The sequence below is a fragment of the Streptomyces sp. NPDC055189 genome (genome assembly GCF_053606765.1).
On sequence record NZ_JBSGSG010000013.1, the window covers coordinates 79,412 to 93,552 of the forward strand.

General features: G+C 71.2%; 7 protein-coding genes. 6 read left to right on the forward strand and 1 reads right to left on the reverse strand.

Annotation, left to right across the window (positions count from 1 at the left end; translation table 11 throughout):
* Positions 1-129 precede the first annotated feature (129 nt).
* Positions 130-1,254, forward strand: coding sequence for a GuaB3 family IMP dehydrogenase-related protein (locus ACWFR3_RS12760; protein WP_266870046.1), 1,125 nt, complete (start codon positions 130-132; stop codon positions 1,252-1,254).
* A 78-nt stretch (positions 1,255-1,332) separates the two neighbouring features.
* On the opposite strand, the gene ACWFR3_RS12765 is transcribed toward ACWFR3_RS12760, so the two are convergent.
* The gene (locus ACWFR3_RS12765; RefSeq protein ID WP_453734563.1) at positions 1,333-2,586 is read right to left on the reverse strand and encodes a nucleotide sugar dehydrogenase; all 1,254 of its coding nucleotides are present in this window, start codon (positions 2,584-2,586) and stop codon (positions 1,333-1,335) included.
* A gap of 229 nt (positions 2,587-2,815) precedes the next feature.
* Between ACWFR3_RS12765 and ACWFR3_RS12770 the strand changes: the two genes are divergently transcribed.
* The 5 genes from ACWFR3_RS12770 (at position 2,816) to ACWFR3_RS12790 (ending at position 14,076) form a co-directional block, all read left to right on the forward strand.
* Positions 2,816-4,522 carry a glycerol-3-phosphate dehydrogenase/oxidase gene (locus tag ACWFR3_RS12770; protein ID WP_453734564.1) on the forward strand — a complete coding sequence of 569 codons (1,707 nt, stop codon included), beginning with the start codon at positions 2,816-2,818 and terminating at the stop codon, positions 4,520-4,522.
* Between the two features lie 336 nt (positions 4,523-4,858).
* The gene (locus tag ACWFR3_RS12775; RefSeq protein ID WP_453734565.1) at positions 4,859-7,066 is read left to right on the forward strand and encodes a protein kinase domain-containing protein; all 2,208 of its coding nucleotides are present in this window, start codon (positions 4,859-4,861) and stop codon (positions 7,064-7,066) included.
* A gap of 187 nt (positions 7,067-7,253) precedes the next feature.
* Complete coding sequence (locus ACWFR3_RS12780; protein ID WP_453734566.1) at positions 7,254-10,307, forward strand: protein kinase; 3,054 nt, start codon at positions 7,254-7,256, stop codon at positions 10,305-10,307.
* A gap of 249 nt (positions 10,308-10,556) precedes the next feature.
* Positions 10,557-12,314: a serine/threonine-protein kinase gene (locus tag ACWFR3_RS12785; RefSeq protein WP_453734622.1), complete on the forward strand. Its 1,758-nt coding sequence runs from the start codon at positions 10,557-10,559 to the stop codon at positions 12,312-12,314.
* 103 nt (positions 12,315-12,417) lie between these two features.
* Positions 12,418-14,076 (forward strand): serine/threonine-protein kinase, encoded by a 1,659-nt coding sequence (locus ACWFR3_RS12790; RefSeq protein ID WP_453734567.1) that lies wholly within the window; start codon positions 12,418-12,420, stop codon positions 14,074-14,076.
* Positions 14,077-14,141: the final 65 nt, after the last annotated feature.

Sequence of the window (14,141 nt, forward strand, 5' to 3'; positions counted from 1 at the left end):
GCGCGCGTGGGGGCGGTCCCGATTCCCGGGTCCGCCCCCTTTGCGCGCGTCGGGGATACTGGAACGGCAGACCAGTGCCGAAGTACCGAAGAAGTGCGAAGTACCGAAGAAAGCTGAAGGGCCACCCACGTGACTGAGATCGAGATCGGGCGCGGCAAGCGCGGCCGCCGGGCGTACGCCTTCGACGACATCGCCGTCGTCCCGAGCCGCCGTACCCGCGACCCGAAGGAGGTCTCGATCGCCTGGCAGATCGACGCCTACCGCTTCGAGCTGCCCTTCCTCGCGGCGCCGATGGACTCGGTCGTCTCGCCGCAGACCGCGATCCGCATCGGTGAGCTGGGTGGTCTGGGCGTCCTGAACCTCGAAGGCCTGTGGACGCGGTACGAGGACCCGCAGCCGCTGCTCGACGAGATCGCGGAGCTGGACACCGACAACGCGACCCGTCGCCTCCAGGAGATCTACTCCGCGCCGATCCAGGCCGACCTGATCGGGCAGCGCATCAAGGAGGTGCGCGACTCGGGCGTGGTCACCGCCGCCGCGCTCTCCCCGCAGCGCACCGCCGAGTTCTCCAAGGCCGTCGTGGACGCCGGCGTGGACATCTTCGTCATCCGCGGGACCACCGTCTCCGCCGAGCACGTCTCCGGTGCCGCCGAGCCGCTCAACCTCAAGCAGTTCATCTACGAGCTCGACGTGCCGGTGATCGTCGGCGGCTGCGCCACGTACACCGCCGCGCTGCACCTGATGCGCACGGGCGCCGCCGGTGTCCTCGTCGGCTTCGGCGGCGGCGCCGCGCACACCACGCGCAACGTCCTCGGTATCCAGGTCCCGATGGCCACCGCCGTCGCGGACGTCGCGGCCGCCCGCCGTGACTACATGGACGAGTCCGGCGGCCGGTACGTGCACGTCATCGCGGACGGCGGCGTGGGCTGGTCCGGCGACCTGCCCAAGGCCATCGCCTGCGGTGCCGACTCGGTGATGATGGGCTCTCCGCTGGCGCGCGCCACGGACGCGCCCGGCAAGGGCCACCACTGGGGCATGGAGGCCGTCCACGAGGACGTGCCGCGCGGCAAGCGCGTCGACCTCGGTGTGGTCGGCACGACCGAGGAGATCCTCACCGGTCCCTCGCACATCCCGGACGGCTCGATGAACTTCTTCGGGGCGCTGCGCCGGGCGATGGCGACGACGGGCTACAGCGAGCTCAAGGAGTTCCAGCGCGTCGAGGTGACGGTCGCGGACTCGCAGCACAAGCGCTGATCGACTGCTCCTCGGAGCTGATCGACTGCTTCTTCAAGAAGGGCCCCGGTACTCGTACCGGGGCCCTTCTTGCGTGCGTCACAGGCGGTGGGCCGCGCCCGCCGGGGTCGCGCCGCGGGTGTCGAGGAGCAGCTGGGCCTTCACGGCCAGACCTTGCAGGTCGTACGTGCGGTGGTGCTGGAGCAGGATCGTGAGGTCGGCGTCGGCCGCGGCCTCGTAGAGGGAGTCCGCGCGGGGGACGGGGTGGCCGAGCACGCTCCAGCTGGGGACGTAGGGGTCGTGGTAGCTGACGGTGGCGCCCATCTCCATCAGGCGGGTCGCGACCTCCCGGGCGGGGGAGCCCTGCTGATCGGCGAGGTCGGGCTTGTAGGTGACGCCGAGGAGCAGGACGCGGGCGCCGCGGGCGGACTTGCCGTGTTCGTTGAGCAGGGTCGCCGAGCGCTGGATCACGTACCGGGGCATGCGGTCGTTGACCTGCTGGGCCAGTTCGACCATGCGCAGGGGGCGGGCGCCGCGGCCGGGGTTCGGGATGTCCAGGGGGACGCCGTGGCCGCCGACGCCGGGCCCGGGGCGGAAGGCCTGGAAGCCGAAGGGCTTGGTCTCGGCGCAGCGGATGACGTCCCACAGGTCGATGCTCAGGTCGTGGCAGAGCACGGCCATCTCATTGACCAGGGCCATGTTCACGTGCCGGTAGTTGGTCTCCAGGAGGTGCACGGTCTCGGCCTCCCGCGGGCCACGCGCGCGTACGACCTTGTCGGTGAGGCGGCCGTAGAAGGCGGCGGCGGATTCCGTGCAGGCCGGGGTGAGGCCGCCGATGACCTTGGGCGTGCCCGCGTAGCCGTGGGTGCGATTGCCCGGATCGAGGCGTCCTGGCGAGTGCGCCAGATGGAAGTCGCGGCCCGCGCGCAGGCCGGAGCCCTCTTCGAGGATGGGGCGGAGGAATTCCTCCGTGGTTCCGGGGTAGGCGGGTGACTCGAGGATGACCGTGGTGTGCGGGCGCAGGCGCGCGGCCAGGGCGCGGGCGGCTTCGGCCACCTGGCTCAGGTCGAGGGTGCGGTCCGCTGCCGGAGGAGTGGGAGCACAGATGACCGCCGTGCGGACCCGACCCAGCTGGGCCGGGTCGGTGGTCGGCCGGAAGCCCCCCGAGAGCATCCGGCGGACGTCGGCGGCGGTCAGGGTTCCCTCCGCGCCGTCGCAGGGCAGGCGGCCGCTTGCCAGGTCGACGGCGCGGGCGGGGTCGTAGCCGATGGTGGCGATGCCACCCGAGACGGCGGCCCGGGCGAGGGGCAGGCCGAGGTGGCCGAGACCGATGACTGCGAGATCTGCGGGCATGGCGTTGGGCCGTCCTCCTAATAGCCGGAGCGGGACGAGCGCGCAAGTCCTGTGGACAAGGTGGACCAGCGCAATGTCAGACTAGGAGTAAATATGACCGTTATGTGGCATTGCCCAGTGTCAGGTGTCGGAGTGTTGTCCACAGGCGACGGCTGAACTCAGCGGACCCGGCCAGAATCTGGGCATGATGTGAGCGCGACCACACCCGACAAACCAACGGGAGGCAGCGGTGAGGACAGCGACCTTGGGACCGGCGGAGCGTGCCGAGTCACTTGCGGGAATGGCCGAGCGGGAGCTGGATGTCCTGGTCGTGGGTGCGGGAGTGGTCGGTGCGGGCACTGCACTGGACGCCGTGACCCGCGGTCTTTCCACCGGCCTGGTCGAGGCGCGGGACTGGGCGTCGGGCACGTCGAGCCGGTCCAGCAAACTGATCCACGGCGGTCTGCGCTATCTGGAGATGCTCGACTTCGCGCTGGTGCGGGAGGCGCTGAAGGAGCGCGGCCTGCTCCTGGAGCGCCTCGCCCCGCATCTCGTGAAGCCGGTGCCGTTCCTCTACCCCTTGCAGCACAAGGGCTGGGAGCGGATCTATGCCGGATCGGGCGTCGCGTTGTACGACGCCATGTCGATGTCACGGGGCCACGGCCGCGGCCTTCCCGTACACCGCCACCTGACCCGGCGTCACGCCCTGCGCGTCGCACCGTGCCTGAAGAAGGACGCCCTGGTGGGCGCCATGCAGTACTACGACGCGCAGATGGACGACGCGCGCTATGTCGCCACGCTGGTGCGCACGGCGGCCGCGTACGGCGCCAAGGTCGCCAACCGGGCGCGCGTGACCGGTTTCCTGCGTGAGGGCGAACGCGTCGTCGGCGCCCGGGTGCAGGACGTCGAGGGCGGCGGGGAGTACGAGGTCCGGGCCAAGCAGGTGGTGAACGCCACCGGTGTGTGGACGGACGACACACAGGCGATGGTCGGGGAGCGGGGCCAGTTCCACGTCAGGGCGTCCAAGGGCATCCACCTGGTCGTACCGAAGGACCGGATCAACTCGACGACCGGACTGATCCTGCGGACGGAGAAGAGCGTTCTCTTCGTCATTCCGTGGGGCCGGCACTGGATCGTGGGCACGACCGACACCGAATGGGACCTGGACAAGGCGCACCCCGCAGCGTCCAGCGCCGACATCGACTACCTGCTCGAGCACGTGAACTCGGTGCTCGCGGTGCCCCTTTCACGGGACGACGTCCAAGGGGTATACGCGGGGCTCAGGCCGCTGCTCGCCGGGGAGTCGGACGCCACGAGCAAGCTGTCGCGCGAGCACACGGTGGCGCATCCGGCGCCGGGCCTGGTGGTCATCGCGGGCGGCAAGTACACGACGTACCGAGTGATGGCGAAGGACGCCGTGGACGAGGCGGTGCACGCCCTCGACCAGCGGGTCGCCGAGTGTGTCACCGAGGACATTCCGCTGGTCGGCGCCGAGGGGTACAAGGCGCTGTGGAACGCCCGCGCCAGGATCGCGGCACGCACCGGGCTCCATGTGGTGCGCGTGGAACACCTGTTGAACCGGTACGGCTCACTCGCCGAGGAGGTGCTCGCCCTCATCACGGCCGAGACCACACTGGGCGAGCCGCTGCCCGCCGCGGACGACTATCTGCGCGCGGAGATCGTCTACGCCGCCTCGCACGAGGGGGCGCGGCACCTGGACGACGTGCTGACCAGGCGAACGCGCATCTCGATCGAGACGTTCGACCGGGGCACGCGCAGCGCACGGGTGTGCGCGGAGCTGATGGCGTCGGTTCTGGGCTGGGACAAGGACCAGGTGGAGCGAGAGGTTCAGCACTATGAGAAGAGGGTCGAGGCGGAGCGGGAGTCGCAGCGGCAGCCGGACGACCTGACGGCGGACGCGGCGAGGCTGGGGGCACCGGACATCGTGCCGCTGTAGCGCGCCGATCCGGCGCGCCGATGGTGCGCCGGAGCACGCGGAATCACCGTCTGCTGGTGCGTCGTGGCTGGTCGCGCAGTTCCGCGCGCCCCTGCGGGGCATGCTTGACGCGAACCTTACTGGGCAGTGGGGCCGTTGGAGGGCGCCGACTCTTCGCGGCCGACGGCGTCGCGGCGGGGCCTTGCCTCAAGTGGCGAGCAAGGGAAGAGTTCCCTGTGCGGAGCCCGTCAAAAGGGACGTTGCACCCTGGGCGTAGAGCGGTCCCGAAGTAAGGGACAATGAAGGCTCTGTCAGGGCGGGTTGCGCGGGTAGCAGCGGTAGCAGCAGAGGGGACGCATGTCGGACGCGGAGAAGACGGGTCAGTCCCGTCAGGACAAGAGCGAACGTCTCCTCTCCGGGCGCTACCGGCTGGGCGAAGTGCTCGGCCGCGGCGGAATGGGAACCGTCTGGCGCGCCAAGGACGAGACACTCGGTCGTACGGTCGCGGTGAAGGAACTGCGCTTTCCCTCCAGCATCGACGACGAGGAGAAGCGCCGGCTCATCACGCGTACGTTGCGTGAGGCCAAGGCGATCGCGCGGATCCGCAACACCAGCGCGGTGACCGTGTACGACGTGGTCGACGAGGACGACCGCCCGTGGATCGTGATGGAACTGGTCGAGGGCAAGTCGCTCGCCGAAGCCATTCGCGAGGACGGGCTGCTCACGCCGAGGCGCGCGGCCGAGGTCGGCCTCGCGGTGCTCGACGTGCTGCGCTCCGCGCACCGCGAGGGAATTCTGCACCGCGACGTGAAGCCGTCCAACGTGCTGATCGCCGAGGACGGCCGCGTCGTCCTCACGGACTTCGGCATCGCGCAGGTCGAGGGCGATCCGTCGATCACCTCCACCGGCATGCTCGTCGGCGCCCCCTCGTACATCTCGCCCGAGCGCGCACGCGGGCACAAGCCGGGACCTGCGGCCGACCTGTGGTCGCTCGGCGGGCTGCTGTACGCGGCAGTTGAGGGCGTGCCGCCGTACGACAAGGGGTCGGCGATCGCGACCCTCACCGCGGTGATGACGGAGGACGTCGAACAGCCGACGAACGCCGGGCCGTTGGAGAAGGTCATCTACGGCCTGCTCGCCAAGGACCCCGAGCAGCGGCTCGACGACGCGGGGGCGCGGGCGCTCCTGATCGACGTGATCCACGCGCCCGAGGTCAAGGAGGAGCCGGAGCCGGTCGACGCGACGAAGGTCGTGCCGTTGCCGCCGGTGCCGCCCACCTTGGGCAAGCGGTTCGGCAAGGGCAGGGGCAAAGGCAAGACGGGCGCGGGCAGCACGGCGGGTGCGGCCGGTGCCGGAGCCGGTGGTGTTGCGGGTGCGGCGGGCGCTGCCGGGTCTGCGGCCACGTCCGAGTCCGAGTCCGCCGGGGCCGCTGAGACTGCCGGCACCTCACAGTCCTCCGCGGACTCCGGGCCGGGCAAGGGCGAGGAGGCCGCCGAGCGGCTCAAGGGCGCGCTCAGGTCGGTGCGGAAGGCCGCCGCTGCGGCGACCACGCGGGGTGCGGGGGCCGGGGCGACTGCTTCCGGTGCTGACGCGGCTTCCGGATCGGGTTCGGGTGCTGACGCGGGTTCTGGTCCGGGGTCCGGTGCCGGGTCCGCCTCCGGTGCGGTGGCGGAGAAGCCTGCGCGGCCCGGTGCGGCCGGTGCGGCATCCGGGGCCGCTGCCTCCGCTGCTCCCTCCACTCCTCCCGCGACGCCGCCGCGTGCGACGCCTCCCAAGGCCTCGCTCACCGACGTGGTGCCCCGGCGCACGCTCGTCATCTTCTCGGTGGCCCTCGTGATCGCGGTGCTCGGAACGGTGCTGGCCTTCGCGCTCAGCGGCGGGGACGAGAACGACGGCCAGGACAGCAAGAACGGCGGCGACAAGGCCGCGTCCAGCGGGGCGACCGCGGGCGGCGGCGCGAAGGACGAGGAGAAGGGCAAGGGCGCCGGGCAGGACGACGGCGCCGAGAAGGGCAAGGGCGAGTCGGACACGGACACCGGCGAGGCGGAGGCCACCCCGGGTTCGGGCGAGGGCAAGGACCCGAGCGAGAGCGGCGACGACGGCGACGACGACTCGGGCAAGGAGCCGGGCGACGGCGCCGAGTCGACGTACAAGCACTCCCAGGGCTTCTCGGTGGGTCTGCCCAAGGGCTGGAAGTATCAGTCCACCGCTGCCGCGGGCGCGCGTTTCACCGGTCCCGACGGGCAGAAGCTGCTGATCGGCTGGACCACCACCCCCAAGTCCGACCCCGTGGCCGACTGGAAGAGCCAGGAGTCGTACATGGTCCGGTCGCAGTACAAGCGCATCCGGATAGAGAAGGTCGACTACCGGGGCTGGAACACGGCCGACTGGGAGTTCACGTACGTCGACGGCGGCACGAAGTACCGCTCGATAGACCGCGGCTTCGTCGTCAACGGCGGCCTGGGCTACGGAATGATGTACACCGCCAAGGACGCCAAGTGGGACAGCGACGAGCGCAAGGACGCCTGGCAGACCCTCACGAAGACGTTCAAACCGAAGAAGTAGCTACGAACGGGCTTGGGGCCGCGGACTCCGGGGAATCGGAGAGTCCGCGGCACTGGCCCCAGTGAGATCTCGCATCCCCTCAATGCGGTTTGCCTCGGGCACGTATCGTGAGTATCTGCGGACCGTACGCAGCCGCAAGAGTGCACAAAGCGAACGGAATTGACCACCGGGCGGACGGGGAGGCGGCGTGGACGAATACGCGGGTCGGGTGCTCGCCGACCGCTATCGCCTGCCTCTGCCTCCCGCGGACGAGCATGAACTCGCCGCGGAGACACGGGCCTTCGATACGTACAGCGGGCAGGAAGTCCTGGTCAGACAGGTTCCGCTGCCCGAGGTCGTCGACGCCGAAGTGCTCGAACTCGACGAGCGCAACCTCCCGGACGGTGACCTTCCCGCGGGCTTCGTGAGCGCGGGGGCGGTACGGCGGCCGTCGGCGCGTACGACGCGCAGGCCGGCTGATCCGGCGGTGCGGCGCGCCATAGAGGCGGCGCAGGCCGCCGCGCAGATACCCGACCACCCGAGGCTCGACCAGGTCTTCGACGTGTTCGCCGAGGGTGGTTCGCTGTGGATAGTCAGCGAGTTGGTGGCGGCGAGGTCGCTGGCCACGCTGCTCGCGGACCGGCCGCTGAGCCCGTACCGCGCGGCGGAGATCGCGTCGGACGTGGTGACGGCGCTGCGGGTGCTGCACGCGCACGGCTGGGTCCACCGGAACATCACCGATCGCACGGTCCTGGTCTGCGACGACGGCAGGGTGGTTCTCACGGGCCTTGCTGCGGGCGCGGCGGAAGAGGCGTTGTGCGGATACGACCCTCGGCCCGAGGAAGTTCTTGCGGGGTTTGAGAGCGGGGGCGGGGCTGACTCCGGCCTGGATACCGGCTCCGGCACGGACACCGGTTCCGGTGCGGATACCGGCTCCGGCGCGGATGAGGCTGACGAGGCCTATGGGGCTTACGAGGCATACGAGACGCACGAGGTCGATGAGGCTGACGGGCCGCGTGGGCAGGCCGCGATCGAGGCCGCCCCGTCCGCTGGGCCCGGCGCCGACGCACGGGTGGCACGGCCCAGTGCCATAGCCGCCTATCGGGCCGGGACGCGGGCCGCGGCGCGGGTGAGCGAGGACGCGGAGCTGCCGGGGCAGCGGAACGGCGGGTCGTTCGGGGCGACCCCGGGGTTCGGCGCGGGCGTCGACCCGGCCGAGGGGTACGACGAGGACGACCCGGAGCGCGGGTACGGCGCGGAGGACCGCAGCGGCGGTGAGATCGAGGCTGCCGGGCTGATCCTGGACCCGTACGGCGTCGCCGGTACGAAGCAGTGGCACGGGGCTGTGCCGAGGGGCGGTAGCGCGGAGGCGTCGAAGGCCGGCGCGGGGAAGGGCGCCGGCGCGTTCTCCGGTGGGGTTCCGGACCGGCGCGGGGCCGCGGAAACGGCCGGGTCGGGCTTTGACGGTCGGGGTTATGAGGAGCAGGGCTTTGAGGGGCAGGGCTACGAGGGCCAGGGGTACGAGCAACAGGGCTTAGACCGGCAGGGCCACGACGAGCAGGGCTTTGGCGATCAGGGCTACGACGAGCCGGGCTACGGCGAGCAGGCCTATGAGGGCCAGGGCTACGACAACGGTCGGCGCCCCGGAGCCGGCCGCGCAGAGACGAACCCCGCAGCCGCCAAGGGCTCCTCCACCCCCGACCGAGCCGCTCCCGCCCCCGACCAGGCCGCTCCCGCTCCCACCACATCCGGCCACAGTTACTGGGACTCCCTCGTCGCCGAGCGGAGCGCGGTTCGGCGCGGGCCCGCCACCGCCCTTGCCGCGGAGCGGGCCCGGCATGCCCGGATGACCGTGGTCGGCGGAGTGACCGAGCGGTGGGCCCCCGAGCAGGCGGGGCCCGTGCACGAGAACTGGCAGCTCGCCCCGCCCATCGGGCCAGCCACCGACCTCTGGGCCCTGGGTGCCCTGCTGTTCAGGGCCGTGCAGGGCCACGCGCCCTACCCGGAAGAGAGCACCTTCGAGCTCGTCCAGCTGGTGTGCGCCGAGCCGCCCGCCTTCGCGGAGGAGTGCGGGCCGCTCAGGCCCGTCGTCGAGTCGTTGCTGCGGCAGGACCCCACCGAGCGGCTCGACTTCGAGGAGCTGAACGGCTGGCTGCGTTCACTGGTCCGCTCGGCGCCCGAGCCGGAAGCCGGTGCGAACGTCGTGCCCGCGCCTCCGTTCGACGCCAGGCGCCTGCCCGTCGTACGCCGTCGCGGTGATCTCGTACGGCGAAAGAAGCGGCGCGCACCCGAAAAGCGCCGCGCGCCCGAGAAGCGGCGGAAACCCGAGAAGCAGCGCAAACCCGAGAAGCAGCGTGCCTCCACGCCCTCCGTGGCCGACCCGGTGCCGAGCCGGCAGAACGGGCGGCACAAGCACAAGCAGCAGAAGCGAGGACGGGAAGCCAGGCCGTCAGCTTCCATGCCCACGACGGCTGCCGGCCGGGTCGGCGCGCCCAAGCGGAGCAGCGTGCCCCGGCAGGGCGGTACGGGCCGCCCGCGTTCCCTGGGGCGCCTCCTGCTCCTGCTCATCCTCGTCGGGCTCGTCGCGGCGGTCGCCTACGCCGTGGCCTTCATGCCCAAGTCGGGGGAGGACGGCGGCAGTGAGCGTGCCGGCTCCGTCGGGGACCCCGGCACCAGTCAGGGCCCCGGGCCCGGCAGCAGCTCCAGCGCCCGGCCCAGCGAGGACGGCAAGTCCGACCGGCCGAGCGAGAAGCCGGAGAAGTCCGGGAAGAGCACCGATGCGCAGCCGCCGCGGACCAGCGGCCCCGAGCTGCCGCAGGGCTTCACGCTCCGCAAGGACACCGAAGGCTTCCGGGTCGCCGTCGCCAGCGGCTGGGACCGGCAACCCAAGAACGGCCGGGGGCAGGTCCGTTACACGCACGGTGACTTCGAGCTGATCGTCGTGCCGGGGCGGGACGGCACGGACGAGTACGGCAAGGACCCCATGAAGTACCAGCGTGAGCACGAGCGCGAGTTGCAGCCGTTCCGCGACTCGACGTGGGCCACGTCCAGCGGTATGCGCACGGTGGAGGTCGGCGGGCGGACCATGGCCGAGGGGCAGTTCACCTGGCAGGACGCGGAGGGGCGCGAGACCTTCGTACGCAACCTCGCGATGGCCGTCGGCGGGAAGTACCACGTCGTGCAGATCCGGGGGCCGGAGGCCGAGCGGGACGAGGTGTCGCGGCTCTTCGAACAGGCTTCGTCCACGTACCAAGCCGATTGAGTTTGATCGAGTTTTGTTCGCTCGCGTTCCTGGATGGTCACGGTCGTTCAGAGATGTGCATGAAACTTCACAGACCTTCACGGATACTGCATCAGCCCTGCGTCCGGGCGTAGTTGACGTCCCGAAAGGCCCTGAATTGCTGCGTCACGCGTCACAGTGAGGTCTCCGAGCACCCCCGGAGGTTCCGTGCACGCCCCCCGCTCCCTAATCTGGGGCATGTCAGAACCAATGCGGGGGATCGTGAATCAGATGCAGGGCCTGCTCCTCGCGGGCCGCTACCGGCTCGGAGAGTCCATAGGCCGCGGTGGCATGGGCCGGGTGTGGCGAGCACACGACGAGGTGCTGCACCGGACCGTCGCCGTAAAGGAACTGACGGCTGTCCAGTTCGTGCCGGAGGGCGACCGTGCGGTTCTCTTCGCGCGTACGCACGCGGAGGCGCGGGCAGCGGCCCGGATCAACCACCCTGCGGTTGTCACCGTCCACGACGTCCTGGAGTACGACTCCCGCCCCTGGATCGTGATGGAGCTTGTCGAGGGCTGTTCGCTCGCGGACGCCGTCAAGGACAAGGGCCGCATCGAGCCCGTCGAAGCCGCCCGCATCGGCCTGTGGACCCTGAAGGCCCTGCGTGCCGCGCACGCCGCCGGGGTCCTGCACCGCGACGTCAAGCCCGGCAACGTACTTCTGGCGAACGACGGGCGCATCCTGCTCACCGACTTCGGGATAGCCGCGATCGAGGGGGACTCGACGATCACGCGGACCGGCGAAGTCGTCGGCTCCGTCGACTATCTGGCGCCCGAGCGGGTCAGCGGCGCCAACCCCGGGCCCGCTTCGGATCTGTGGGCGCTCGGCGCCACGCTGTACACGGCAGTTGAGGGGAACTCCCCGTTCCGGCGCACGTCGCCGATCGGCACGATGCAGGCCGTCGTCACGGAGGAGCCCGCGCCGCCCGAGTACGCGGGGGCGCTCGGCACCGTCATCGGCGCGCTCCTGCGCAAGGACCCGGACACCCGGCCGACTGCCGAAGTGGCCGAGCTGATGCTCGCCGAGGCGGCGGAGGGGCGCTCGCCGAGCGCCGGGCCTGCCTACGTGCCGACGCAGGTCCATGCCACGTCCCAGCCGCCGCAGTCGAACCTGCAGGCCCAGCAGCATCCCCAGCCCCAGCCCCAGCCGCATCCGCAGGACCCGCACCAGCACACACCGCAGTCCGGCACCGTCGCTCCCGGATACGGCGGCAGCGGATACGGCAGCGGGAACACCCCCGCATACGGCAGCGGAGACAACACCAGGATCGGAACGGGTACCGGCACCGGCCCCAACTCCGCCCAGCATCACGCCCCCCACCACTCCGGAACCGTCGTCCAGGGGCCCCACCAGTCCTCGTACGACCCCGCTCGCCCCGCGAAGCGCCGCAAGTGGCCCGTGGTGGTCGCGGCCGTTGCCGCGGTCGCGCTGCTCGGCGGCGGTGGGCTCGGCGGCTATCTGTACTTCCAGGAGGGCAACAACGGCGGCACGTCGCAGGCCGGCGACGGAAAGCCGGGCAAGTCCGTCGGCGGCATCCCCGCCAGCTGGGAGCGGGTGCATGACGCCGAGGGCTTCAGCCTCATGCTGCCCAAGGGCTGGGAGCGCGAGGTGGACGGCAGCCAGATCGACTACACACCGGACCACGGACGGCACTTCGTACGTATCAGCACCGACCGTCACACGACGTTCGAGAGCCCCTACACGCACCAGGTGCAGCTCGAGAAGAACCTGCGGCTCAAGCTGCCGGAGTACAAGCGGCTCCAGCTGGACCAGAACACCTTCCGCGATCAGCAGGGCGCGCTCTGGGAGTTCAGCTGGAAGGCAGGGGCGAACGACACGACCGCGGGCCCGCGCCGCGCCATCTCACAGAGCTATATCAGCCGTGACGGCGTCGAATACGTGCTTTACATGTCGTCCCCCGCAGGCGACTGGGACAAGACACGGACACAATTCGACGCGGTACTCCGGGGCTGGCGAGAGGGCTGAATGCGTTCGTCCGCAGCCGGGATGGCTGGGACAAGCGGCCGGAACCAGTCCGCCGCACAGGCCGGCAGGGTCCGTCCGCACACGTGTGGGGCATGATGGCCGCATGGGGAGCGTGGGGGACAACGCCCGGGTCATAGCTGGCCGTTACCGCCTGGATGCGCGGCTCGGCAGGGGTGGCATGGGCGTGGTCTGGCAGGCCACGGATCAGTTCCTCGGCCGCCGGGTCGCCGTCAAGGAACTCGCCCTCGACGACACGCTCTCCGAGTCCGACGCGATGCAGCAGGTCGAACGCACCCTGCGCGAGGCGCGGGCGGCGGCGCAGCTCCAGCATCCGCACATCATCGTCGTCCACGACGTCGTCGTGCAGAGCGACCACCCGTACATCGTCATGGAGCTGATCGAAGGCGGATCGCTCGCCGGGCGGATATCGCGGAGGGGTCCGATGCCCGCGCGGACGGTGGCCCGGATGGGCATCGACCTGCTGGGCGCACTGCGCGTCGCGCACGCCGCGGGGGTCCTGCACCGTGACATCAAGCCCGCCAACGTCCTCATGGAGGAGGCGACCGGGCGCGTCGTCCTCACAGACTTCGGGATCGCGCAGGTCAGCGGCGCGACGACGCTCACGGAGATCGGGTCCTTCGTGGGCTCTCCCGAGTACACCGCGCCCGAGCGGATGTCGGGCGAGCGGACGGGGCCCGAGTCCGACCTCTGGTCGCTCGGCGCGCTCCTCGTCGCGGCGCTGACCGGCGAGTCGCCCTTCCGCCGGGACTCGATCAGCGGCGTGCTGCACGCCGTCGTCTTCGACGAGATCCGCCCGCCGCCCGCCGCCGCACCGCTGCTGCCCGTCATCCTGGGCCTCCTCGAACGCGACCCGGAACGGCGGCTCGGCGTGGCCGATGCCGAGCGGCTCCTTCGGCGGTACGTAGAGACGGGGCGGATGCCGTCGACGCCCGCGGGGCGGGCCGGCGGACAGCCGTCGGCGCTGCCGGGCGGGAGATCAGGCGGGAGATCGGGCGGCAGACCGGGGGGCTACACGCCCACCTACCGTGACCTGCCCAGCCGTCCTCCCGTGCACCCGGCCGGGCCTTCCCGCCGCCGCCGTCGCGCCATGCTGATCGCCGCCGCCCTTGTGGCCGCCGTCGCCGGGGCCGCGGTCTCCGCCGCGCTCCTGCTGGGCAGGGACGGTGGCGGCGGTACGCCTTCGACACCGCCCTCGCAGAGCCAGAGCGCGCCGACGCGGACGGTGACCCCGTCGCCTTCGCCCACCCCGACGGTGACGGTGACGCGCAGCTCCAACACCCCGAAGCCCTCGACGCCCGAAGCCCCTGAGGGCTACCGGATCGCGAAGGACCGCAAGGGCTTCACGCTCGCGGTGCCGGACGGCTTCACGCGCGAGGCGGACGGGCCCCGCGTCTTCTACAAGTCGCCGGGCGGCACCTTCCGTATCGGCATCAAGGAAACGTCTCCGCAGCCGGGCGGGCCGCTCGCCGTGCAGCGCCGCTCCGACGCCGACGGGCCGGAGAACAACCCCGGTTACCGGGACGGCGAGGTCACCGAGACCTCGCACAACGGACGGCCCGCGGCCCTCTGGCAGTTCACCTGGGACGGCTTCACGGAGGCGGAGGGCGACCGGCACACGTTCGACCTGTGCTGGCAGGAGAGCGGCCGGATGTACGAGGTCTGGGTGTCGGCGCCGGTCGGCAGGGCCAAGGAGGCGCGGCGGTACTTCGACACGGCGGTGGACTCGTTCGTACGCCGCTGAGGCTGCGCCCCGCGCATCACCCCTGTCACAAGTCGGTGACCCCTGTGGAACCGGATGCCTTCGGC

Coding starts and splice junctions, on each gene's coding strand:
- ACWFR3_RS12765 (WP_453734563.1), bottom strand. CDS start 2,586: ATGCCCGCAGATCTCGCAGTCATCGGTCTCGGCCACCTCGGCCTGCCC.
- ACWFR3_RS12775 (WP_453734565.1), top strand. CDS start 4,859: ATGTCGGACGCGGAGAAGACGGGTCAGTCCCGTCAGGACAAGAGCGAA.
- ACWFR3_RS12785 (WP_453734622.1), top strand. CDS start 10,557: ATGCAGGGCCTGCTCCTCGCGGGCCGCTACCGGCTCGGAGAGTCCATA.
- ACWFR3_RS12790 (WP_453734567.1), top strand. CDS start 12,418: ATGGGGAGCGTGGGGGACAACGCCCGGGTCATAGCTGGCCGTTACCGC.